The following is a 22,537-nucleotide window of genomic DNA, read 5'->3' as shown; positions in this document are numbered from 1 at the left end:
GCCGCCAGACGACGGGGGTGTCGTCTGGCGGCGTTTCAAACCGGAAGGAAGGGGGCGCCTTGCGGTCAGAAAGACGGGGTGAAGCGCAGGCCCAGCCAGAACACGGTCGGCACGGAATAGCTGTCCTTGAGCAGGTTGCGGTCCGGACCGGTCTGGCTGGTCATGCGCGCGCCGGTGACGTTGCTGACCTGGCCGTAGACGGTCAGGCCGGGGCGCACCTTGTAGCTGGCCTGCAGGTCGATCTGCTCGCGCGGCGCCCAGTACATGTCCTGCCAGGCCACGTCCGGCACGATCGAGCGCAAGGCCTTGCTCTGCTTGTTGTAGGCGGCCCGCAGCTCCAGGCCGCCGTGATTGAGGAACAGCGAATAGTTCTGCAGCGTGTCGGACTGGCCGACCAGCTGCTTGACCCGTCGGATCGCGCCGTTGGCGCGGCGCACGTCGATGTCGCCGTCCAGCAGCGACAGGTTGGCGCTGAAGCCCAGGTCGCGCAGCCAGGGCTGGACCCATTCCAGCGAATTGACGATGGCGTTCAGTTCCACGCCGCGGATCGAGGCGGCCGAGGCGTTCTGCGGGGTGCTGACCACGGCGTTGACATAGGTGACGCCGTTATAGGTGTAGCCAATCGACGAGGCGTTGAAGATCTCGTCCTTGATGTCCTTGTCGAACACCGCGACCGAGAGCAGGCCGCCGTAGCGGTTGGACAGGTTCCAGTTGAGGTTGGCGTCGAGATTGGTCGACAGGCGCGGCTTGATGTCGGGATTGCCGATGCTGACCGACACGCCGGTGGCCGCGCCGTTGCCCTCGTCCGTGGCGTTCTGGAAGGCGATCGAGGTGCGGGCCGCGTAACTGTCGTAGCTGGGACGGCCCAGGGTCTGGCTGGCTCCCAGGCGCAGGTCCAAGCTGTCGGTCAGGCGATAGGTCAGCACCGCCGAGGGCAGCAGCTTGTCATAGGACGAGGCCGAGGCCTGATCCTTCCAGACCCCGTTGATCCGGGCGCGGTACTGGGTGTCGATGTCGGCCTTGTCCACGTGCAGGCCGGCCTGGGCGTCCAGGCGATCGGTGCGGAACACCGCGGCGCCGTAGGCGCCGTAGACCTTCTCGGTTTGACCAAAGTTGTCCTGGTTGCTGAAGGCGGTCTGATCGGTCTTGTTGAAGGCGCTGGCCGGCAGGGCGCGGAACGCGGCGAACGCCCTGTCCGGATCGACGATCAACAGATCCAGACCGTTGGACCACTTCAACGGCGAGCTCGTCCGCGCTCCGGCGCTGGCCAGGGTCATCACCGGCGCGGTCGTGTTGGGCGCGTATTCCGTGCGGTAGACGTTATATTCCGGACGGCTCTCGGCGTAGCTGACCCCAGCCAGGACGCCCAGGCCGCGATCGTCGGCGTCCATGTTGAACTGGTAGTCGGCCCGGCCGCTATAGACGCTGTTGCTGGCCGAACGCTTGTAGTCGGGCCGGAAGTAGGTCGGGGTGTAGAGATCCAGATTGTAGTAGGCGCCCGGGTCGATCTTGAAGACATGGTTGAGCGCGCTGGTGTCGTAGGTGAAGGCGAAGGCCGGCGTCGCGCCCGACGAGGTGCCCGAACCGCCCGGGGCCGGGCGGGTCACGCCCGTGGCGTATTTCACCATCTGGATCGGTTCGCGATAGGTGGCGCGCGACGCCGTCGCCCGGACCGACAGCCGCTGTCGATCGTCGATCCGCCAATCCACGCCCGACTGGACCAGGTTGGTGGTGTTGACCATGTTCTGCAGCGAATAGCCGACCTCCATGCCGCCGCCGGCGAAACGGCCGGTGGTGGCGGTCTGGTCCAGGACCGTCCCGCGGGCTCGGGCGTCGACCAGCAGCTCATAGCGCTCCATGGTGTCGCGGAAGCGATATCGGCCCAGGGTCGTGAAGGCGTAGAAGCGGTCCGACGGCTTGGCCTCGAGCTTGGCGGTGAACCCCGAGCGCTCGCGGCGATCCTGGACGTACCAATACTTGTCCTGCTGGGGCACGGCGAAGCCGTTGCCCAGGGCCTCGCCCGACTGCAGTTGACCGGCGGTGTTGTAGAAGCCGTAGAACACCGTGTCGGTGGTCATGTGGGTTTCGGTGAAGCTGTTGAGCTTCTGGTAGTTGGCCGACAGCACCGCCCCGAACATCTGGTCAGGACCGAAGGTGAAGCTGCCCGTGGCGGCCGCGCGCGCGCCCAGCTTGTCCTGGCCCACCGGCTCGCCGACGTCGTCGGCCTGGCCAACGGCCGCGTCCAGGGTGAAGAACGGCTGGCCGCCGCCGTCGAAGGCGCTGCGGGTCTTCAGATCGATCGCCCCGCCGATGGCGTTGGGGTCGAGGTCGGCGGTGAAGGTCTTGATGACCTTCAGCTCACTGATCATCGACGAGGGCAGGATGTCCAGGCGCACGCCTCGACCGATCGAGCCGAGATTGGCGTTGGGCGTGCCGGGCGAGGCGACGGGCAGGCCGTCGATGGTGACGTTGTTATAGGCCGCGCCCAAACCCCGCAGGACGGGCGTGGCCGCCTCGTCGCGCGGGTGCTCGTTGTCGGTGGCCGGCAGGACCGACAGGCCCGGCACGCGGCGAAGGGCTTCGACGATCGTCAGGTCCGGCAGGGCCTGGACCTCGTTGGCGCTGATCACGTCGGTGACGCCGGTGGCCTTCAGCTTGCTGTTGATGGCGTTGAGGTTTGAACGACGGATGCCGGTCACGACGATGGTGTCGACGGTGGATTCGACCGCGGCGACGTCCGCGGCGGCGGCTTGATCCGCCCCGGACGCGGCTTCGGCGCGAGCCTGGGCGGCGAAGGTCAGCGCCAGGCACGAGGCCATGGCCAGAAGACGCGGCTTGAGCGACGGATGGTGAGACGACATGGACCCCTCCAACGAAATGTGGAGTCATACATACGGTATGAATTTCTCTCATTCCTAATGAATGATTGATGACGGCGCGGTCTGGGCTTAGCGTCCGCCGGCGTTTTCGAAACGGAGCTGCGCCGCGTGAGTCGTCCTGATCTGCTCAAGCCCGCCTTCCGCCAGGTTAGCGACGGCGGCCGGGGCGTCCTGGACTGGCTGCTGCGCAACGCCGGGGCGACCCTGGCCGAACTGACCCACGCCCAACCCCTGTCCCAGCCCGCCGTGACCCGCCTGGTCCATGAGTTCGAGCGCGACGGCCTGGTGACCTTGACCGCGCGGAAAAAGCCGGGCCCGGGCTATCCCAGCGCCACCGTCAGTCTGGCGGGCGACTACGCCTATGCCCTAGGGGTGTCGATGATGGGCGACGTGGTCTCCGCGGTCCTGTTGGATTTCGCCGGCCAGGTCCGCGCCGCGCGCCAGGTGTCGATGCCGGCCATGACCACGACCCTGGTGCTGGATCAGCTGCGCGATCTGAAGAGCGAGCTTCTCGCCGCCGAAGGGGTCGATCCGCGCCGCGTCCTGGCGGCCGGCCTTGGCGTATCGGGTTTTTTCTCGGGCGAGGGTCCCGGCGAGCGGCCCAGGTTCATCCTGGCGGGCAAGCTGCGCGACTGGTCAGGCGTCGATATCGAGACCGCCGTCTCGGACGTGCTGGGCCTGCCGGTGATGCTCGACAACGACGGCAACGCCGCGGCGATCGCCGAGAGCGTGTTCGGGGTCGGCCGCCGGTTCCCCAGTTTCGTCTATCTGCATTTCACCAACGGCTTCGGCGGCGCGATCATCGACAATGGACGGGCCTTCCGGGGGCACAACGGCAATTCCGGCGAGTTCAACATGATCTGGAACGCCTTGGGCCTGGACTATGGGCGCCATCCCAACCTGGATCGGCTGCGCGGCCATGTCGCCTCGCGGGGCGACGACTACGAGACCGTCGAGGCCATGTTGGCCGAACTGTCGCCGGACCATCCTGGCGTCGACGCCTGGATCGAGGAGGCCGCGCCGCTCTTCTCCCAGCTTTGCACCATCCTCACCTGGAGCTTCGATCCGCAGGCGATCGTCTTTGGCGGCCGTCTGCCGCGCGCGATCGCCGAGCGGCTGATCGCGCGCATCGAGATTCAGGGCGGCCAGCGCGCCGAGGCGGTCATGGTGCTGCCGCGCCTGTTGCCCGGCGAGGCGCCGGCCGACGCGGTCGCTGTTGGCGGGGCGCTGCTGCCGATGAGGGCGGCGTTCTTCGCCGGGTAGAAGGCTGGGCCGACTTCAGTAGAGCCCGATGGCGCGGGCCAGGTCGTTGGGGCCGGCGGCGATCAGGGCCGTCTCCAGGGTCGAAAAGGCGCCCAGCGTGGCCTGGCGCGACACTTCCAGCGACGGGTGGCGCAAGGCTCCGCCAAAACTGGCCTCCAGCTCGCTCACGGCGCGCTTGGCGCCGATGAGCGCGGCGGCCACCTGGGGCGTCTGCTCGAAATAGCCGACGGCGGTGTCGAGCATGACCGCGGCGTTCTTGAGGTGGATGTCGTTTCTGGGATCGAGCGACAGGTCGGTGACCTGGGCGATGAAGCCGCGCGCGGAATCCAACGGTTCAAGGACGTGGGCGAGGGCGGCGGAGCGACTCATGAGGGCGGATCTCCAGTTTGGAGATCCGAGCCTGGCTCGCCACGGCCAAGCTCGTAAAGCCGGTCGTGTTGTGCAGTGGTCGTCGGATGCGGCTTTGGGCCGCCATAGGCGGCGGCCCGCTGTCGAGAAGGCGGTCTAGTCGTCTGCGGAGACGATTTCGTCGTCGCCGCTCACCCGGCCGCCGATTTTGGCCTGCTCAAGCGCCTGGCGCACCCACTCTTCGTTCATGTCGAAGGCGGTCTGCGCTATGGCCTGGCGCACGTGGGCCGGAACCGACTCGCGCAACTGGTCACGAACATGCTTGGGCAGACTTTCGTCCAGACTGGCCAGCAGGCGCGCGGCTTCGGCGGGGACCAGCATGCCGGCGGCGCGCTTGTGTCGGCTCATGCCCACGACCGCCTTGTCGCTGGCCGACGCCTCAAGCAGCTCAGGCAGCCTCTGTCGACCGACCGACGTGGTGAGATGCCGTGCGGTGGGTCGAGGGGACAGCGCCTGTTGACGGCGTGAGGTCTCAGACATGCGAAATCGGTCCGTTCAAAATTCAGTCTTGAGGTTGAGCAGGTTCAGGGCGGCGGCAAGCCGAACGGCGGCCCGACTGGGTCGGCGCCGTCGGCGGTGTCGAAACCCTGGCAGATAGAGCGCGTGCGACAAGCGCCCGGCCCAAATTGACAAGAGCGCGATTCCGAAGAATCGCGCCCGCAAGGGACTGGTCGGCCGCAAAGCGCCCGGAGGGAGTCTCCGAGCGTGTCGAGGCCGTCGAGAACAAGCTCGTCGCGCGCATCGGCCGTGAGGCTGCCGGTGGTGAAGTCGCGGTAGGCGATCGCCGGCGTCGCCCAGACACGGATCGTCGGCGCGAGCGCGTTGATGGGCCGGTCGCTGAACAGGGCGGGGCCGGCGTCGGACAGCGTCGCGTCGTCGCCAAGGCCTATCAGGCGGTCAATAAGCTCCGACAAGCCCATGCGCGCGCCGGGAGGATCGTCGGGCGGCGTGGGGAACTGGTCGAAATAGGCAAAGTCGAGAATCAGATAGCCGCCGCAGCCAGGATCACGCACCACGACGAGGTAGGCGATGTGGTCGTCGGGCGCGAAGATCGGATAGGGCTGAGACAGGTCTTGCGTCTTCTCCAGCTCCGGCAGCGTCCGGCGCGCTTCGACGCGGCAAGCTTCGAAAGCTTTGATCCACTCGACCCCTCGGGCCTTGATGCGCGCGAGACGGCCCTTGGTGATCGTGAGTTTCAGCTCGGCTGGGGCACTGATCGCGCTCATCGGACGCTCCTGTCGAGTCGAGCGTCTCATGAATTTCAGCGCTAATCAACAAACTGTCGAAAGCAGACATTTTGTACAAAAATTCTCTTGCGTGTTTCCGCTGTTTTGTACAAAAGAATCTGTGCTGCGATGGTACGGTTTGTACAAAAGTCGTGGCCGAGCAGCGGAGGACGACATGTCGTTCGATGGGCGTCGCAAGAAGCTTCCCTGGAAGACGGTGGTGTTCCTCGCCGACCGGTTCGATCCTTCGGCGTCCGACCTGCCGGCCGAAGAGCGCGACGACGTCGAGCAGACCGACGACGAAACCTTCGCCGGCGTGGAGGAGGCGGTCAAAGCGCTGGGGCTGCAGTTCGAGCACGTGCCTTCGCCCAAGGCGCTGATCGACCTGGCGCCGGATCGGCGCGAGGTGGTGGTGTTGTCGACCTACGGCGGCAAAGCGTCGCGCAACCGCCTGCTGCTGCCGCCGGCGGTGTGCGAGACCCAGGCGCTGGACTATGTCGGGCTGGACGCGGTCGGCCACGCCCTGGCCAGCAACAAGCGCGACGCCAAGCGCCTGGCCGCCGACTGCGGGGTCCTGACGCCGATGAGCCGCGAAATTCGCCAGATCGCAGACCTGGCTCTGTGCGACGAATTTCCGGTCCCCTACGTTCTCAAGCCGATCGCCGAGGGGTCGTCGATCGGAATCGGCCAACGCAACCTGATCCGTGACGCCCGCGAGGGGGCCCCCTTGGCGGCCGAACTCCTCCAGCGATTCGATCAGCCGGTCCTGATCGAGGCGTTCGCGCCTGGCCTCGAGGCCTCGCTCGTCTGTGTGGAGACCAAGGAGGGGCGGGCTTCGGCCCTGGTTCAGGTCGCGGTCGAGGGCCGGCCGGACTATTTTGATCACAACCTGTTCGACGCCGGCGAAAAGCTTAAGCGCAGCTTGCCGCGTAAGGTGGTTCCGGTCGCCGAACCGCTCCATCCCGAAGACGAGGCGGCCCTCGATCGGCTGCTGCGGGCGATCGGCCACTACGGTTACTGCCGGATCGACGGTAAGCTTCACCAGGGTCGTTTCCAGTTCCTGGAACTGACCCCCGACGCCTGGTTGGGCAAGACGGGGCAGCTGGCCGCGGGCCTGGCCACCCTGGGCTGGGACTATGAGACCCTCATCGAGGCGATCCTCATGTCGGCGACCCTGCGGCCTCGCGGTCGAGCTGCCAATGGCTGAGCGCGATGGGGTGGTAGTCAAAGCCGTAGAGGAAGGTCCTGTCGGGATCTGGAGTCGTGGTCTCGCCATAGCGGAAGGCCCAGTAGGCGTCGTCGCCGCGAACCGCCCAGCCGGCCGCCCCCGGGCGGGCCAGCATCGCCTCGGCCTCCGCGTCGCGCCCCGCGCGGCGCAGCACATAGGCCAGAGAGAAGCAGACCGGCCACAGCACGTCCCGTTCGAGAAATCCCGGATCGTCGAGGATCGCGCCGGCCCGCGCGACGCAATCGGACGCGCCGGCCAGGTCGTCGACCCCGGCGTGGGCTATGGCCAGGTTGGTCAAGATCACCAAGTCGCAGAAATCGTCGCGCGAAGTGCGCATGGCCACCTGCAGATCGGTCACGCAGCGCTCAAAGTCCGGCTTCGGCGACAACAGCTCCACCAAGCAGCGGTTGTTGCGTACGATGTGCTCGTCGCGCACGAAGGCCCGCAAGGTTTGCGCCGCTTCGTCGACCAAGGCGCGGGCCCGCTCGATTTCACCCTGCCGGGCCAGGAACCGGCTGGCCGAAAGCGCCGAATACGCCGCGCAGCGAGGCAGACCGCAGGCGGTGAACCAGTCGACGCTGGCCAGGGCGGTCGTGGTCGCCTCGCTCGGCCCCAGCATTTCCGACAGCAGTCGAAGCGCCTGACCAACGAGCGGCGATCGCGTGGCCATGCCCTTGGCGGCGACCGCTTCAAGCCGGGATCGACCCAGATCCCAGTCTCCGCCGTCCAGACCGATCGCGCCCTCGATCAGGTCGCGATGCAGATGAACATCGGCGCGAACGTCGAGCGCCGCGCCCACTTGGCGCGCGGCCGCGTGCTCGCCATCCTCGATCAGGCAGTGGGCCAGGATGATCCGATCCTGATCGGTCGGGGTCTCCAGGGTCTCCAGCAGAGCCCTGCAGCGGCGGAAGTCGCAGACGTCATAGGCCAGGTGGGCGGCCCAGGTCGTGATGCGCCGGCGCTCGGAGGCCAGGAGTCTTTGGCCGTCCTCGACCAGCTCGACGATCACGTCGACATAGACACCCTGGTCGTTCGCGCCGGGCAGGGCGGCCTCGACATCGTCGAGCAGGGCCAGGACCTGCTGGGGGTCGTCCGCGCGGGCGCTCAGCATCAGGGCCCGGCGAAGGGCGATGGTGTGGGCTACAACCGCGTCGCCCCCCGCCTTGAAAACCTTCAAGTAGAAGTCGCGCAGAGCCGACTGCGCCAGGCGCTCGGCCGCGCCGAACCCGAGGGGCGCGCCGTCGAGATCCTGGACGAGGTCGTCGTGGCGCAGAGCCAAGGCGTCGAAGTGACTGACCAGCAATTGCTCGTCCTCGACCAGGCGCCGAACCCCGTCGTTGAGATCGAAGTCGGTCTCGTGAGGCGCCAGGCGCCGCGCGACCTCGAACAATACCGATCGGGGGATCGGGTCGGGATGGGCCGCCACGATGGCGAAGAGCAGGCGCTGGGTGGCGGAGAGCGCCTCGACCTGGTCGTTGAGCACGCTCTGGACGTCGATCGGCCCCTTCAGGAGGAGCGGCGCGGTGTGGGCGGTGATCTGGGTCCGGATCGCGGCGGTGTAGCTGAGCGTCTCCAGCTGGCGCAGGTTGCCGTTCCAGTAGCCGGTCGCGCGCAGCTCGATCATCTGGGAGGGAAGATCCAGCGCCCGCAGGACCAACGACAGGTGGTCGGGGCTCAACTCAGGCAGTTGCTCGATGTGGGCGTTGGGATGGGAGCGCAATTCGCGCAGCAAGAGCTTCTCGTGGTCGTTGGCCAAAGCTCGGTCGAGGCTGGTGTATTCCAGCAGAAACAGGTTGCCGCGCGCGGTGCGACTAAGGTCCAGAAGCGTCTTCAGGCTTTCGTGGTCGAGGTGCTCGGCCTGGCGGATCGTCAGCACCAGGTCGACGGTCCGCGTGATGTGATCGAGATAGGCTTGGCATGCGCTCACGGCGTCGCGAGTGTCGCTGACCAACAATTGGTCGGCGCTGTGACGACCGAACACGAAGGCCCTCTCCAGATATTCGAACGCCAGGCCATAAGCGTTCTCCCAACTCGGCAGCTTCTGAAGGGTGTCGTCCAGTTTGCGCGACTTCACCGACGTCCAGCGCCGAGACTTCAAAAACGCCCCGAACCTTTCGAACGCGCCCGCTTGCGCCGCGGCGTCCAGCGCCTTGGCGCACTGCTGGATGAAGTAGCCATCATAGATGGCGGTCTTGCCGCCGCCCGAGCGGATCATCGGGTCGACCATAACGACCGTGCACGCCAGACCCTGGGCGCGGATGCGCTCGGCCAACTCGTCGGTCAGGCGCGATTTTCCAAACCCCGGCGGCGAGCACAGAATGACGAGCGCCGGCTCGTTCGAGCCCGGCGGCAGGAAAGCGGACAGGAACGCCAATTCCCGAGTCCGGTTTACGAATGGCGGTTCCTGAGCCGCGTCCAAGCACCCCTCCCCAGATCGCGCCGGAATTGTAGCGCTTCGAAATACGTCCCGCCAGGAGCCTGACGATCATGAGCGTGACCGTCGACCTGGCGGCGATCGCCCACAACGCCGCCACCGTGCTGGAGGCGAGCCGCAAGGTCGGGTTCACGCCCGTGGCGGTGTTCAAGGAAGCCTACGCTTTGGCGCCGATCATCGCCGCGGTCGCCAGCGGCGGGATCGTCGAGCGCATGGCCTCCACGCCCACGGGCGCAAGGGCCGTCGATCGGGTCGAAGGCCCGGCCTGCGGATTGATGGGCCTTCTCGCCCCAGAGTTCCCGACCGATCTAGTGCGCGATCACCCCGAGACCGTGCACGTGGACTTCGCCACCGCTCGACGGGCCGCGACCATCTCGCCCTGGCACATCGTGTGGCTTGAAGTGATGACCAGCGACGGCCGCGAAGGCATGGCCGCAGCCGATCTGCTGGCGGGCCTGACGACCGACGAGGCCCTCACGGCGTTGTTGGCCACGCGGGTCGGCCTCTTCTTCAACTGGGGCTGCATGGGCGCCGCGCCCGCCGACGTCGAGGTCGCGTGGGCGGCCGACCTAGTCGCGGCGGTGGCGCGACGCCTGGGCCGGCCACCCCTGATCTGCGTCGGGGGCTCGAGCTTGCTGCCCAGCCTCGACGCCGTGTCGCGGCGCCTGCCCGGCGCGCGCCTTCGGATCGGTGAAGCGCTGATCGCCGGCGGCGTCCCAAACGATGACGGCAGGCGATTTGGCCTGCGGGCCCCCGTGGCGATCACCGCCACGATCACCGACCTTCGGTCGGGCGGCGTCGCGTTGATCGACCACGGATCGACCAGCTTTGACATCACCGACACGTTCTCGACGGCGGGCGCGCTGCTGCAATGCTCGTCGGAAGCTTGCCTTCTGCAACTCGCGGACGGCGGGCGAGCGCATCGTATCGGCGACACCGTCCCCCTCGGTCTGGGCTATCAGAGCGTCCTGCGGGCCCTGCTGAACCGAAACCACCAGATCACCTTCACCGACGTGGTCAGCCAACAGGACGCGGCGGGCTCGGATCTGGCCGCCTGGTCCTGACCGCGCGCGCCTTAGGCCGAGCGTGGCAGGCGGCGAAAATCGCTCGACACGAAAGGTCCACGCAAGCTTGGGCCTCCATAGGCCAGGCGCCGCACGTGAGCGGTGCTGGACCCCCGTCTCAAGATGAAATCTCTCCCGATCACCCTTTGTCTCGCCGGCGCGGTCGTGGCGATGGGCGGCGTCGCCCGGGCCGAGAACGCCGCAAGCGACGGACTGCAGCTTTCGCTGGGCGCGGCGGCGATTTATCGCCCCGAGTATAAGGGTTCCAAGCACTACAAGGCCGGGGCGCTGCCGTTCGTCGGCCTTCGCTATGGCCACGACGAGCTCTATGTGACCCTGGAGGGCGCCACGCTGCGGGCCAATCTCGTGCCGGGCGGCCGGCTGGAAGCAGGCCCGATCCTGTCCGTTGAACGCGGCCGTGACGATGACATCAAAAATCTCGCGGTCCGCCGACTGGGCGAGATCGACAACGCCGTGAACGCCGGCGTCTTCGTGCGCAAGCGCTTCGTGGTCGGCCGGGGGGCGCTGGGTATTGAAGCCCAAGCCCTGACAGATGTCGGCGACGTCCATGGCGGCTTTCTGGCCACGGCCGGCCTCGACTATGTTCGCGCCATCACCCCCCGCTGGAGCGCGGGCGCCAACCTGTCGGCCACCTGGGGCGACCAAAACTACATGCAGACCTACTACGGCGTCTCCGCGGCCGGCGCGCTGGCCAGCGGCCTGGCTGCCTACAGGCCCGACAAGGGGTTCGAGAACATCGCGCTGGGCGCCACGCTGCGTTACCGCATCAACGGGCGTTGGAGCGCGCTGGCGCACGGGAGCTATGCCCGGATCGTTGACAGCGCCGCCGACAGCCCCGTAGTCACGCGAGAAGGCTCGGCCGACCAGGGTCAATTGGCTCTGGCCCTGATTTATAGCTTCTAGTCGCCATGCGCGTCCTGCTGATCGAGGACAATGCCCGGCTTGGCCAGGCGACCGCGCGGTCGCTGGTCAAGGCCGGCTTCACCGTGGACCTGTTCGCGACCGTCGAGGACGGCTGGCACGCTTGGCGCAGCGCGCCCTATGGGGCGGTGATCCTCGACATCCTCCTGGGGCAGGACAGCGGCCTTGATCTGTTGGCCCGCGCCAGAAGCGCGGGCCTGCGCACGCCGGTGCTGATGCTGACGGCGCTGGGCCGCATCGACCAGCGCGTGGCGGGCCTGGAGCGCGGAGCCGACGACTACCTGGTCAAACCCTTCGCCGTGGAGGAGCTTGTGGCGCGCCTGCGCGCGCTTGGGCGTCGGCCCGCGCTCACGGCCGCCGGCGTCCTGCGCTACGGTGATCTGGAATATGATCAGGACACGCGGGAGATCAGCGTCGGCGATCAGCGCCTGCCCTTGTCGCGCGGCGAGAGCATCGTGCTCGAAAGCTGCTTGCGCCGCCCCGATCGGGTGGTCAGCAAGCAGCAGCTGGGCGAAAGCCTGCACAGTCTGGAGCAGGACTACACCGACAATTCCATCCAGGTTCATGTTCACCGGGTGCGGCGCAAGATGGCCCAGCTGGGCGCCGACGTGACCATCCGCGCGCTGCGCGGCCTGGGCTACATCGCCGTCCGCCTTGACGGCGGTCGCGCCGAACCGGGCGAATAGCCTCAAGCCCGACGGCGAAAATCCAGCTCGAAGCAGGCGCCTTGCGGCGACGGCGCGAGCCGCACGCTGCCGCCGTGTCGGTCCATGATCTGACGAACGATCGACAGGCCAAGGCCCGCGCCGGTTCCTTGCGGATCGCCGCGCCTGAAGCGCTCGAACAAGTGGTCGCGGATCGCGGCCGGGACGCCTGGACCGTCGTCCGAAACGCCGACCACGCCCTTGTCGTCGAGGGTCACCAGGATTTCGATCCCGGTCGGGGTGTGACGCACGGCGTTCTCGATCAGGTTGCGCAGGGCGGTTTCGACCAGCTCAGGCTGGCCTTCGACCATGAAACTGTCGAGCGCGCTGTCGAAGCCGAGGGTTCGATGGCTGGAGAGGACGAAGCCGGCCATGTCGCCGGCCACCTCGTGCGACAGCGCCACCAGATCAAACCGGCTGGCCTGAGCGAGCGGCCCGCCTTCGGCCTCGGCCAGGGCCAGCAGCTGGCCGACGAGCCGGCCCAGCCGATCGAACTCTTCGCCGGCCACGCGACGTTCGTCAGGCTCAAGCAGGCTTTCGACCTGGGCGCGAAGTACGGCCAGGGGGGTGCGCAGCTCGTGAGCCGCGTTGGCCGAGAAGTGGCGCTGCGCTCGCCAGCCCGCTTCCAGCCGATCGAGCGTGGCGTTGAAGGCTTCGACCAGCGGCGCGAGTTCGTGGGGCGTGGAGTCCACGGGAAGGCGCACGTCGAGCGTCGCGGGCCCGATCTTCGCGGCCAGCTGGGATATCCGGCGCAGCGGTCGCAGCCCCACGTGCAGGGTCACGTAGATGGCGACCATCATCATGACGATGAGGATCAGGATCATCGGCAGACGTTCGTGCGCCTCGGCGAGGAGGCGGGCGGGGTCCAATCGCTGGATCAGCGGCAGGCCCTGGGTCTCGGCGTTGCGGCCGAGGATCGCGGCGATGATGAAGCCGAAGGCCACGACCACGACCACGGACGGAAAAAGCATCCAAAGCAGCGAGCCGCCCCGCCCGCGCGGCTTCAGCCTATGGAGCATGCCTGGCATCTGACTCTTCTCCGGCGGCGGAGGTCGAAAAAGTGGCCGCGACGCCGCGTCGAGCGAAGGGCCTTAGACCCCCTTCGTCAGGCCTGGCCTGGCGCTCCAGCCACAGCGTTGCTGGTGGCGTGAAGAGGGCTCCGACGCCGTCAAACCCGACGCGCCCGGCCAAGGGCGGGCAGGGGCGTTGCCGCGACATCCCACGCTGACGACCCAAAAAAGAAAAGCCCGGCACGAGGGCCGGGCAAGGTCATAGGGAGGAAACGCCCAGGAAGGGCAGAGGCGCTAGGCGCCTCACAAGGTGATGCTTAGCGTCATTTCGCATCCGCGAAAAGGGGGAAAATAGCAGCGGGAAAACACAGCAAGGTAAGGTGCTTGAAAATGATGCATCGCAGCAATTCGTCTTGGGGGGACGATATTGCCCTAAGAGATTGTATTAAAATCCTTTTTGGCGATCTGGACGTCTTTGCGCGGCGATGATTGGCGAGCGGCTGACGCCGTTTCGTTGACAAAATGCCTAGATGTACGGAAAGTCAAAGTCGATCCGCGCCGCTGTCGAGGCGCCGGAGCAGGGGTTGATCATGCTGAAACATCTTGGCGCCGCCGCGATCGCGATCGTCGCCTGCGCGTGGTCCGCGGCGTTCGCGCAGACGGGGGCCATCGACGACCGGCAATTTGACTGGCTGGAGGCGCCGCACAATCCGGCGGCCGTGCAGTGGGCCGCCCAGCGCACAGAAACGGCCTACCAGCGGCTGCTGGCCAGCCCTGAAGCGGCGAAGGTTCAGGCCGAGATCGAGGCTTCGGCGAAGTCCGCCTCCTCGCCGCCGCCTTTCGTCGAGCCCTATTCGGTTCTGGGCGATACGATCGCGCGCTTCGTGACCGACAGCGACCATCGGGCCGGTCAGATCCAGACCGCCCGCCTCACCGCCACGGGCGTCGCGGGCGCCTGGAAAACCGTGCTGGACGTCGACGCCCTGAACGCGCGTGAGCACAAGGCCTACGGTCTGCCCGTCCTGAAGCTCACCTCCACCTGCCTGCCGCCCGAATACCGACGCTGCCTGATCCCCCTGGGCGTCAACGGCTCTGAGATCCAGGAGTATCGCGAGCTCGACCTCAAGACCGGCCAGTTCATCGAGGGTTTCCAGTTCGCCGCGGCCAAGACCGAGGTGGCCTGGCTTGATCGCGACACCCTCCTGGTCGCTCAGGCCCTCCCGGGCGAGACGCTGAAGACCTCCTTCCCAGCCAAGGTGCGGCTTTGGAAGCGCGGCACGCCTTTCTCGGACGCCAAGGTGGTGTTCACCGCCGATCCGACCAATTCCTTCCTTCGTCTGAACGCGGTCGGCTCCGGCGCCAGCCGCAAGGGCGTGATCTTCGTCACCGTCGCGGGCGAATCCGGCAATGACGTCAGCTATGTCGTCAGTCGGGACGGGGCGGTCAAAGCCACCGGCCTGCCAACCGCGCTGCCCTATCCCGGAAGCCTGGGCCTTAGCGGGGGCACGGCCCGCTATATCGTCGCGGCGACGAGCGCGGCCACCATCTTCCAGGGCAAGGCCTATCCCGAAGGCTCGGTGTTCGCCTACGACACCGACGAGGCGACGCCGCCGGCCAAGCGCATCAGCCTGGTCTATTCGGCGCCCAAGGGCCTCTATCTGTGGGAGGCTCAGTTCGGCTTCACGGTCTCCAAGTCACACATCTACATGGTGGCCTCTCGCGACCTTGGCCGTTCGCTGCTGGTCGCCACGCGCGGCGCCAAGGGCTGGCGCGTCAGCAAGCTTTTCGATCTGCCGGCGGGCGAGGCCATCAGCCTGTGGGGCGGCAGCGCCACGACCGACAAGGTCCTGATGGCGAGGCAAGGCTATCTGCGTCCGACGAGTTTCGAGCTGGTTCAGGGCGAGACGTGCTGCCTGCGGCTGTCGGCCAATCCCCCGGTATTCGACGCCAGCCAGTTCGTGACGGACGTGCGCATGGCCACGGCCAAGGACGGCACGAAGATCCCCTATTTCCTGGTGCGGCCGCGTAACCCCAAGCCGGGGCCGGTGCCCACCATCCTGACCGCCTATGGCGGCGGCGGCCTGGCCACGGACCCCGCCTACGTCACCAAATGGCTGGACGGCGGTCTGGTGGCCTGGCTGACCCGGGGCGGGGCCTATGCCTATGCGGCCATGCGGGGCGGCGGGGAGCTTGGCGAGGCCTGGCACCGCGGCGGCATGCTCCACAACAAGCCCCAAGGCCTGGACGACGTCGCCGCCGTCGCCGATGACCTGATCGGCTCGGGCTTCACCACCCCGGCCCGCCTGGGCCTGACCGGTCGCTCCTATGGCGGGCTGATGGCCTCCGGGGTGATGATGCGGCGTCCAGAGCTGTTCGCGGCGGTCTTGCCTGGGGTGCCGGTGGCGGACCTGTTTCCTCTGAAGGACAGCACCGGCATTCTGACCATCTTGAAGGGCGAATTGGGTGATCCTGACGATCCGGCCGACCGCGCCGCGATGCTGAGCTATTCGCCGCTCCAGAACGTGCGCCCGGGTGTCAGGTACCCGCGCGTTCTGACCGTGGCGGCGACCTCCGACGATCGCGTTGGCCCAGGGCCGGCCCGACGCCTCACCGCCAAACTGGAAGCGGTCGGGGCGGACGCGATGCTGATCGAGGGCGCCAACGGCGGCCATCTGTTCCCCAAGGCCGCCAGCGCGCCCAAGGACGTGACCGCGGAGGTGATGTTCTTCATCGACGCCCTGATGCGATGAGGGCGCGGGCCGGCGGCGGCCGGCCCGCGTCCGGCGCTCCCCGCCGCCGATGCGAGAACCGGTCCTCTCCAGGTCGCTGAACAGTTGGCCGGCTGGGCGCCGTGACTCACCGCCCTGATCACCCAGAGCGACACCGACCCCCTTCTGGGTCCGATCTTCGCGCTGCCCATCGACCATCGCTGGGACCGGGCGCCCGGCCTGACCCTGGTCGGCGATGCGGCGCACCTGATGTCCCCTTTCGCGGGGGAAGGGACCAATCTCGCCCTGCTCGACGGCGCGGAACTGGCCAGGCGATCATCGTCGCGGCCGAGACGGCCCGCAATCACGAGCGATTCTTCGGCGCCGAGGCGCCTCACAGCGTCGTGGCGCGCTTTGATCGGGTCCAGGCCTAGGCGCGCCCGGCGCCTTGTCCCCCGGGGCTCCAGGAAGCCTCAGTCCTTGGCGTAGAGCGCGGCGACGTCCTGGCGGAAGGCGGCCCCGCTGGCGGGCCGCGTGTAGAAGGAATGGCCGCCGGCATAGGCCGCCAGGTTGACGCGGTTGTCGACGCCGAAGCTTGGCATCTGGTCGACGATGAGACGGCTCATGAGGTAGGGGCAGGCAAAGTCGCTCCAGCCGTGGGCGATCAGCACCTTCAGGTGCGGATCTATGGCGATCGCCTGGCGCAGATCGGTCACGGCGCTGTCGACACGATCGCGGTCGAAGATGCGATTGACCTCGAAGCCGTTGAGAACGTAGCGGCCGTCGGGGCGCCATCCCAGGACGCGCTGATCCAGGTCGGCCGCGGCCTGGGTGAACTGCGCCGCGCCCTTGGCGAGCTCCGGATCAAGCAGGTCGACGTTGGCCTTGGCCGGGAACGGATCAAACGCGGTGACCGCCGAGTCGTAGAACGACCCCAGCAGGCGCTTGTCCCGATAGGCCTCTCGCAAATAGGTGAACTGGTCGACCCGGCCATCCATGCGTCGCACGAAGGCTGGATCCAGGCCGCTGTAAGCGGCGACCTTGGCCGAAAGGCGATCGGTGGCGGTCTTGTCGGCGGCGCCGGCCATGAAGTCCTGCAGGAACTCGGTGCGGGCATAGGCCAGCACCGGCGCCATGGCCGCGGCGTCCACCGTGCGGCCCTCACGCTCCATCCGGCCCGCGGCCATGGCCGGAAGGGCCGCCATCCACCGCAGCGGCGTGATCGTGTCCTGATACATCAGCGCCGTCAGGTTCAGGCCGGGCGAGATCAGGGTCATGCCCGACACGCCGACCCCCAGGGTGGTCTGCAGGTAGTAGGCCATGCGCGGCGCGCGGTAGCCGCCATAGCTTTCCCCGACGAGATATTTGGGGCTCGTCATGCGGTCGTTCTGGGCCAGCCAGTCATAGACGATGCGGCTGAGATACTGGATGTCGGCGTCGGCGGCGTAGAAGCTCTTCTTGGACTCCGCGTCGTCGACATAGCTGCGCGAGTAGCCGGTGCCGATGGGGTCGATGAACACAAGGTCGGTGAAGGCCAGCCAGCTGTCGGGGTTGTCGCGCGCGACAGGGGCCTCGGACGGGGCGTGAGCGTAGAGGCGCTTGGGGCCGATGCCGCCGAAGTTCAGGAAGGCCGAGGCCGCGCCCGGGCCGCCGTTCAGCGCGAAGGTGACGGGGCGCTCGCCGCCGCCCAGCGAGGTGTAGGCGGTGTAGCCGACCTCGCCCAGCACCTTGCCCTTGGCGTCCTTCACCGGCAGGGCGCCGACCGTGACCTGGTAGTCGATCTTGCGTCCGCCGATGACGGCCGACTGCCTGGCGCTGCGCGCCGGCGGCAACAGAGCCGGTTGATCGGCCGCCGGCGGGGCGGCCTTGGCGGGTGGAGCGTCTTGCGCGGTTGCGGCCGCCGGCAGGGCCAGCGCCGCGAGGAGGGAGAGGCGGAGCAGGCGCTCGCGGATTCGCATCGGGGTCGGTCCAGGAAAGGCGTGAAGGGGAGGGGAGGCGCTCATGCCGTGAGCACGCCCAGCAGGGCGTCGATGTCGCCCATGTCGTTGTGGACGGAGGGCGAGATGCGGATCTTGTCGGCGCCGAGCGTCACATAGATCTTGGCCTTGGCCAGGGCGTCGCGGAACCGCGCCCGAGCGCCCTGATAGGCGAAGACCACCGAAGGGCCCTGGCGGTCGGGCGGCGTCATGGGCAGGAACCCGGCCTTGGGCAGCTCCAGCTGCAGGCGCTCGAGCATCGGCGCGCGATGGCGGGCGATGGCTTCGACGCCGATCGCGTCGATATAGGCCAGCGACCCGGTGAGCGAGGCCAGGGCCGACCAGTTGGCCGTGCTGACCTCGAAGAGGCTGGCCGTGTCGGTCCCCAGCGTCCAGTCGCCGATCACCGGCCCGGGCGGGTCGAAGGGCATGAAATGCTTGTGGAACGCGCTGATCCCGCGCCAGCCCAGCTGCACGCGCTTCATCTGAGGAAGGCGGTCGGCGCGGACATAGAGGAAGGCCGCGCCAAACTCCCCCATCAGCCATTTGTACAGGCCCGCGCAGGCGAAATCGACGCCGCTTTCGCGCACGTCCAGCGGCATGCCGCCCACGACCTGGATGATGTCGGCATAGACCAGCGCGCCCTTGCGATGAGCGATCTGGCACACGCGCTCAAGGTCATGCATGTAGCCGGTGTCGCTGGAGACCAGCGAGATCGCCACCAGGCGGGTCTGGGGCGTGATCGCCTTGTCCAGGTCGTCGTAGTCGATGCGCGTCCCGCGCGGCGCCACCACGCCGAGCGGCATGCCGGCCTTGTGGCGCTCGCCATACATCGCCAACGCCGCGTCGTAGTGGAACGGATCGGTGACCACCCCGGCGCCCGGACCAAGGCCCAGGGACTGGGCGACGAGGTTCTCGCCCTCCAGGGTGCTGGGCACGACGGCGATCTCGCTCGGCGCGGCGTTGATCAGCGCCGCGTACAGGCGCACCGCCTCGTCGCGGGCGTTCTGCACCGGCCAGTTGCGCCCCGGCTCGTCCATCCGGCTTTGCACGTAGGCCATGGTGGCCTGGGTGGTCGCCAGGCCCACGGGATGGGTATAGGCGGCGTTGAGGTGGACGCCTTCGAACGGAAAGTTGCCCCGGTCGGGCAACGCGACGCCCCCGCGCGGCGGGGGCTTGGCCGCCTGAGCGGCCAGGGATGCGGCGGGGGCGGCGGCCGCCGGCGCGCCGCCCAGCACGTGCAGCAAGGTTCGGCGCGTCAGGTCCATCCGATCGACTCCGCGACGACGGTCTAGCGACCGCCTTCACTTGTCATAAGGGACATTTAGACAATTCGTCAAACGCGCCGGCAGGTCTATTTCGTCGTCGCGCGTCTGCGTCCAGGGGCCTTTTCCTCCGCCGCCGGGGCGTCCGAGCCCTCGGCGTCCCGCGCGATATCGGCCAGCAGGTTGTAGACGCTCGCCCGGCTGATCTTCATCGCCTTGGCCACCAGAATGACGGAGCTGCGGGCCTGGAAGAGACCCGCGTCGGCCACCTGTTGAATGAGCTCGATCCGCTCCTGCCGAGTCAGGTTCTCGATCGGCTTGTTCACCTTCAAGGAGTAGTCGCGCACCATGTAGTTGATGTGCTGAGGCAGGTCCTGGCGATAGAGCGGCTCGGGGCGCTTGAGGTCCGACGAGGCGAAGCTGGTCATCATCGCCGTGGCCTTGTCGATCAGGGTCACGTCCATGTTGACGCAAAGAAACCCAATCAAAACCCCGTCCTGGTCGCGCAGACCGGCGGTGATCGACTTTGTCCGCCCCTGCGACGGAAGCGCTTTCTCATAAGGGCCCAGGATGGCCTTGTCCTTGGGGAAGAGGTCGGGCGCGTCCTTCAGATTGGACAGGTCGCCGGCCTGGCGGCCGCTGGTGCTGTTCCAGATCCTGACGATCCGTCCGGTCTGCAGATCATGCAAAACCACTTCGCCGAACGGGTGCAGCAGGGTGGCGATCGCCTCGCCGGTCGAGAAATGCACGCTGAACGGATCGGTGGCCAACACCGCCTCGGATCCCTTGCCGTTCTTCCTCGCCATTCAAACCTCGGTTGCAACTTCAGGCGTGCGATACGCCGGTCCGATCTAGCCGACAAATCGTCCAACTGGAAAGCTCGTTGTTTTTCAAAGCGGCTATCCGGCGAGCACTCGGTGCGTAAGTTCTAGACAGATCTTCCAAATGGATTCTAATAGAATCCTTAATGATAAACGAAATCATGGCGCTAGCGGCGAACCTGGGCGCACCCTCGAAAATGCGCTTTGACAAAACGTCTAATTGGACTTGACGTATTGAGACAGTTCGACGAACGGATCGTGACGGTCATCGAACGGCGTCCTTCCAAAACGGCGACGAGCAGGACCCGCGATGATCCCAGGCTCAGCAACAGGGGGTGTCCCATGACTTCCAACCAGGCGATGTGCGGCGTTTCTTCATCCACCTTGCGGCGGCGACTGTGCGGCGCCGCCTCCGTGGCGGCCGCGGCCTGCCTGCTGCCGCTCTCGGCGAACGCGCAGTCCGCGCCGGCCAAGCCCGACGACCAGGCCGAGCAGGTCCAGGAGATCGTCGTCACGGCCGGAAAGCGCCAGCAGCTGCTGAGCGAAGTGGGCGGCGGCATCTCGGCCGTCACCGGACAGCAGCTCGAGGTTCGCGGCGCGCGCAATCTGGCCGACTACATCGCCTTGGTCCCCGGCATCAACATCCAGTCCTACGGCAGCCCGGGCTACGGCTTCGTGGAGATCCGGGGGATCTCGCCCCAGAGCGTGGGCGCGACGGTCGCGACCTATGTCGACGAGATTCCGTTTGGCGGGGCGAGCGCCCTGACGCGGGGCGGCGTCTATACGCCCGACCTGGATCCGTCGGACCTTCAACGTGTCGAGGTCCTGAAGGGGCCCCAAGGAACGCTCTACGGCGCCTCCTCGCTGGGCGGGGTGATCAAGTATGTGACCAAGACGCCAAGCCTGACCGACCGCGCGTTCAGCGCGAGCGAGGAACTCGTCGGCCTGACCAATGGCGAACTGGGCGGACGGGTGCGCGCTTCGATCTCGACGCCGATCATCCAGGACAAGATCGCCGCCCGCGTCAGCGGCTACTATCGCCATGACCCTGGCTTCACCAACGATGTGGGTCTGGGGCGCTATGACGCCAACGAGGCCGACGCCTATGGCTTCAACGGCACCGTCCTGATCAAGCCGGTCGACACTGTGACGATCAATCTTCACGCCATGCTTCAGCGGAGCAAGGCCGACGGCTACACCAATGTCGACCTGGATCCCGGGACGCTTCAGCCGCTCTACGGAAAGTACGACGTCAAGCGCTACACCCCGGAATTCTTCAAGGTCGGGACCGACCTGGTCTCGGCGGAGATCAATTGGAACACCAAGCTGGGAACGGTGCTTTCGGCCACCAGCTATTCCTATCTGAAGCCCCAGGAACAGACCGATATCACCAGCTTCTATCTGGGCGTGCTTCCGTTCATCACCGCCACCAGCCCGGCCGGCACGGTGGGGACGCACTCGGCCAAGAAGGTGACCGAGGAGCTGCGCTTCACCTCCAAGCGGTTCGGACCTTTGGAGTTCATGGGGGGCGGCTTCTACCAGCATGAGAAGCTGTTCGATAACCAGGACTACTCGACCTTCGACGCCAGTGGAAACCGGGTCCCCAACATCCCCTTGCTCGGGGTCGCTCGTCGCACCGGCACGCTCGCCGAGTACGCCGGCTTCGTCAACGCGACGATCTATCTGACGCCGCAGTTGGACATCACCGGCGGCTATCGTCACAGTCAGATCGACCAGACCCGAGATCGCTACACGACCGGCCAGCTGTTTGGCGGGGTGACCAGCACGCTGTCCCAAAGCTTCTCGGAGATCTCCAACACCTATCTGGCCGGGCTGCGCTGGCGACCAACCCAGGACGTCATGGTCTATGCCCGCGCGGCGAGCGGATACCGGCCCGGCGGCGGGCGCAGCGTGCCGCCCGGCGCCCCGGCCAATTTCGGGCTCACCTACACGGCCGACAGCATCTGGAGCTATGAGGCGGGCGTGAAGGCCCGGGCGCTCGACGGACGCCTGACGGTGGACGCCGACGTCTTCCGGATCGACTGGTCGGACATCCAGACCCTGGTCCAGGTCGGGCGCTATCTGACCGACGGCAACGGCGGCACCGCGCGCAGCAGCGGCGCGGAAGTCCAGTTCGAATACAAGCCGGTCCGAGGCCTGACGATCGGCGGCAACGCGGCCTATACCGACGCCAGGTTCACCGAGGACAGCGCGGCCAGCAACGTCACGGCCGGCACGCCGATCTACTATGTGCCCAAGTGGACCGCCACCTTGAGCGCCGACTACGACTGGAGCCTGGGGTCCAATCTCAGGGCGGTGATCGGCGGGACCTACGAGTATCGGTCCTCGCGCGACGACCTCAACCACTTCCCCATGCCGGCCTATACGCTGATCGGCCTGCACGCGGGCGTTCAGACCGACCACTACGAGGTCAGCCTCTACGTCAAGAACCTGACCGACAAGTACGCGGTCGTCGGGGACCAGGGCCACTATCCGGGCGCGCCCCCCTACACGATCACCGTCAACACGCCGCGAACGATCGGCGTCTCGTTCAGCCAGAAGTTCTGATGTCGCGGGGCGGTCGGTCCCCGGACCGGCCGCTCCTGTCG

Annotated in this window: 17 protein-coding genes; 8 read left to right on the top strand and 9 right to left on the bottom strand. The window is 67.1% G+C overall.

Annotation, left to right across the window (positions count from 1 at the left end; translation table 11 throughout):
* Positions 1 to 65: 65 nt before the first annotated feature.
* Positions 66 to 2,861, bottom strand: a complete 2,796-nt coding sequence (locus AC07NI_RS25410; RefSeq protein WP_494624353.1) for a TonB-dependent receptor — start codon at positions 2,859 to 2,861, stop codon at positions 66 to 68.
* A gap of 126 nt (positions 2,862 to 2,987) precedes the next feature.
* Here AC07NI_RS25410 and AC07NI_RS25405 point away from each other — a divergent pair, with 126 nt between their 5' ends.
* The gene (locus AC07NI_RS25405) at positions 2,988 to 4,142 is read left to right on the top strand and encodes an ROK family transcriptional regulator (protein WP_494624351.1); all 1,155 of its coding nucleotides are present in this window, start codon (positions 2,988 to 2,990) and stop codon (positions 4,140 to 4,142) included.
* Between the two features lie 15 nt (positions 4,143 to 4,157).
* Here AC07NI_RS25405 and AC07NI_RS25400 read toward each other — a convergent pair whose 3' ends face one another.
* From AC07NI_RS25400 to AC07NI_RS25390, 3 genes are all read right to left on the bottom strand, one after another.
* The gene (locus AC07NI_RS25400) at positions 4,158 to 4,511 is read right to left on the bottom strand and encodes a hypothetical protein (RefSeq protein WP_494624349.1); all 354 of its coding nucleotides are present in this window, start codon (positions 4,509 to 4,511) and stop codon (positions 4,158 to 4,160) included.
* 135 nt (positions 4,512 to 4,646) lie between these two features.
* Positions 4,647 to 4,898: a hypothetical protein gene (locus AC07NI_RS25395; protein ID WP_494624347.1), complete on the bottom strand. Its 252-nt coding sequence runs from the start codon at positions 4,896 to 4,898 to the stop codon at positions 4,647 to 4,649.
* Positions 4,899 to 5,074: 176 nt separating this feature from the next.
* Positions 5,075 to 5,776: a hypothetical protein gene (locus AC07NI_RS25390; protein WP_494624345.1), complete on the bottom strand. Its 702-nt coding sequence runs from the start codon at positions 5,774 to 5,776 to the stop codon at positions 5,075 to 5,077.
* Between the two features lie 28 nt (positions 5,777 to 5,804).
* Between AC07NI_RS25390 and AC07NI_RS25385 the strand changes: the two genes are divergently transcribed.
* Entirely contained in the window at positions 5,805 to 6,983 is a 1,179-nt protein-coding gene (locus AC07NI_RS25385; protein ID WP_494624343.1) for a D-alanine--D-alanine ligase family protein, read from the top strand.
* On the opposite strand, the gene AC07NI_RS25380 is transcribed toward AC07NI_RS25385, so the two are convergent.
* The gene (locus AC07NI_RS25380; RefSeq protein ID WP_494624342.1) at positions 6,937 to 9,423 is read right to left on the bottom strand and encodes an AAA family ATPase; all 2,487 of its coding nucleotides are present in this window, start codon (positions 9,421 to 9,423) and stop codon (positions 6,937 to 6,939) included. The genes AC07NI_RS25385 and AC07NI_RS25380 overlap by 47 nt on opposite strands.
* Positions 9,424 to 9,491: 68 nt before the next feature.
* On the opposite strand from AC07NI_RS25380, the gene AC07NI_RS25375 reads away from it, so the two are divergent.
* From AC07NI_RS25375 to AC07NI_RS25365, 3 genes are all read left to right on the top strand, one after another.
* Positions 9,492 to 10,502 (top strand): hypothetical protein, encoded by a 1,011-nt coding sequence (locus AC07NI_RS25375; RefSeq protein ID WP_494624340.1) that lies wholly within the window; start codon positions 9,492 to 9,494, stop codon positions 10,500 to 10,502.
* A gap of 123 nt (positions 10,503 to 10,625) precedes the next feature.
* Positions 10,626 to 11,426, top strand: a complete 801-nt coding sequence (locus AC07NI_RS25370) for a MipA/OmpV family protein (RefSeq protein WP_494624338.1) — start codon at positions 10,626 to 10,628, stop codon at positions 11,424 to 11,426.
* Positions 11,427 to 11,431: 5 nt separating this feature from the next.
* Positions 11,432 to 12,130 carry a response regulator transcription factor gene (locus AC07NI_RS25365; protein ID WP_494624336.1) on the top strand — a complete coding sequence of 233 codons (699 nt, stop codon included), beginning with the start codon at positions 11,432 to 11,434 and terminating at the stop codon, positions 12,128 to 12,130.
* Between the two features lie 2 nt (positions 12,131 to 12,132).
* Here the strand turns inward: AC07NI_RS25365 and AC07NI_RS25360 are convergent, their stop codons facing one another.
* Positions 12,133 to 13,167: a sensor histidine kinase gene (locus tag AC07NI_RS25360; protein WP_494624334.1), complete on the bottom strand. Its 1,035-nt coding sequence runs from the start codon at positions 13,165 to 13,167 to the stop codon at positions 12,133 to 12,135.
* A 581-nt stretch (positions 13,168 to 13,748) separates the two neighbouring features.
* Here AC07NI_RS25360 and AC07NI_RS25355 point away from each other — a divergent pair.
* Both AC07NI_RS25355 and AC07NI_RS25350 read left to right on the top strand, forming a co-directional pair.
* Positions 13,749 to 15,908, top strand: coding sequence for a prolyl oligopeptidase family serine peptidase (locus tag AC07NI_RS25355; protein WP_494624332.1), 2,160 nt, complete (start codon positions 13,749 to 13,751; stop codon positions 15,906 to 15,908).
* A gap of 228 nt (positions 15,909 to 16,136) precedes the next feature.
* The gene (locus AC07NI_RS25350) at positions 16,137 to 16,355 is read left to right on the top strand and encodes a hypothetical protein (RefSeq protein WP_494624330.1); all 219 of its coding nucleotides are present in this window, start codon (positions 16,137 to 16,139) and stop codon (positions 16,353 to 16,355) included.
* Here AC07NI_RS25350 and AC07NI_RS25345 read toward each other — a convergent pair.
* The 3 genes from AC07NI_RS25345 to AC07NI_RS25335 all read right to left on the bottom strand — a co-directional run bounded on the left by AC07NI_RS25345 (position 16,340) and on the right by AC07NI_RS25335 (position 19,913).
* Positions 16,340 to 17,824 (bottom strand): S10 family peptidase, encoded by a 1,485-nt coding sequence (locus AC07NI_RS25345; protein WP_494624328.1) that lies wholly within the window; start codon positions 17,822 to 17,824, stop codon positions 16,340 to 16,342. The genes AC07NI_RS25350 and AC07NI_RS25345 overlap by 16 nt on opposite strands.
* A gap of 41 nt (positions 17,825 to 17,865) precedes the next feature.
* Positions 17,866 to 19,110, bottom strand: coding sequence for an aminotransferase class V-fold PLP-dependent enzyme (locus tag AC07NI_RS25340; RefSeq protein WP_494624326.1), 1,245 nt, complete (start codon positions 19,108 to 19,110; stop codon positions 17,866 to 17,868).
* Between the two features lie 86 nt (positions 19,111 to 19,196).
* A complete protein-coding gene (locus AC07NI_RS25335) occupies positions 19,197 to 19,913 on the bottom strand; it encodes a helix-turn-helix transcriptional regulator (RefSeq protein WP_494624324.1) in 717 nt (238 codons plus the stop codon).
* Between the two features lie 357 nt (positions 19,914 to 20,270).
* Here AC07NI_RS25335 and AC07NI_RS25330 point away from each other — a divergent pair, with 357 nt between their 5' ends.
* Entirely contained in the window at positions 20,271 to 22,496 is a 2,226-nt protein-coding gene (locus tag AC07NI_RS25330) for a TonB-dependent receptor (protein ID WP_494624322.1), read from the top strand.
* The last annotated feature ends 41 nt before the right edge of the window (positions 22,497 to 22,537 follow it).

The organism is Caulobacter sp. GW821-FHT10E02 (genome assembly GCF_059415225.1).
The sequence above is the reverse complement of the archived record's forward strand: the minus strand, read 5'-3'. Positions and strand labels throughout refer to the sequence as shown.

What these genes read in the sequence shown, in the direction of transcription:
- AC07NI_RS25410 (WP_494624353.1), bottom strand. Translation starts at nt 2,861, where the DNA reads ATGTCGTCTCACCATCCGTCGCTCAAGCCGCGTCTTCTGGCCATGGCC.
- AC07NI_RS25400 (WP_494624349.1), bottom strand. Translation starts at nt 4,511, where the DNA reads ATGAGTCGCTCCGCCGCCCTCGCCCACGTCCTTGAACCGTTGGATTCC.
- AC07NI_RS25395 (WP_494624347.1), bottom strand. Translation starts at nt 4,898, where the DNA reads ATGAGCCGACACAAGCGCGCCGCCGGCATGCTGGTCCCCGCCGAAGCC.
- AC07NI_RS25390 (WP_494624345.1), bottom strand. Translation starts at nt 5,776, where the DNA reads ATGAGCGCGATCAGTGCCCCAGCCGAGCTGAAACTCACGATCACCAAG.
- AC07NI_RS25385 (WP_494624343.1), top strand. Translation starts at nt 5,805, where the DNA reads ATGAATTTCAGCGCTAATCAACAAACTGTCGAAAGCAGACATTTTGTA.
- AC07NI_RS25375 (WP_494624340.1), top strand. Translation starts at nt 9,492, where the DNA reads ATGAGCGTGACCGTCGACCTGGCGGCGATCGCCCACAACGCCGCCACC.
- AC07NI_RS25370 (WP_494624338.1), top strand. Translation starts at nt 10,626, where the DNA reads ATGAAATCTCTCCCGATCACCCTTTGTCTCGCCGGCGCGGTCGTGGCG.
- AC07NI_RS25365 (WP_494624336.1), top strand. Translation starts at nt 11,432, where the DNA reads ATGCGCGTCCTGCTGATCGAGGACAATGCCCGGCTTGGCCAGGCGACC.
- AC07NI_RS25360 (WP_494624334.1), bottom strand. Translation starts at nt 13,167, where the DNA reads ATGCTCCATAGGCTGAAGCCGCGCGGGCGGGGCGGCTCGCTGCTTTGG.
- AC07NI_RS25355 (WP_494624332.1), top strand. Translation starts at nt 13,749, where the DNA reads ATGCTGAAACATCTTGGCGCCGCCGCGATCGCGATCGTCGCCTGCGCG.
- AC07NI_RS25350 (WP_494624330.1), top strand. Translation starts at nt 16,137, where the DNA reads ATGTCCCCTTTCGCGGGGGAAGGGACCAATCTCGCCCTGCTCGACGGC.
- AC07NI_RS25345 (WP_494624328.1), bottom strand. Translation starts at nt 17,824, where the DNA reads ATGCGAATCCGCGAGCGCCTGCTCCGCCTCTCCCTCCTCGCGGCGCTG.
- AC07NI_RS25340 (WP_494624326.1), bottom strand. Translation starts at nt 19,110, where the DNA reads ATGGACCTGACGCGCCGAACCTTGCTGCACGTGCTGGGCGGCGCGCCG.
- AC07NI_RS25335 (WP_494624324.1), bottom strand. Translation starts at nt 19,913, where the DNA reads ATGGCGAGGAAGAACGGCAAGGGATCCGAGGCGGTGTTGGCCACCGAT.
- AC07NI_RS25330 (WP_494624322.1), top strand. Translation starts at nt 20,271, where the DNA reads ATGACTTCCAACCAGGCGATGTGCGGCGTTTCTTCATCCACCTTGCGG.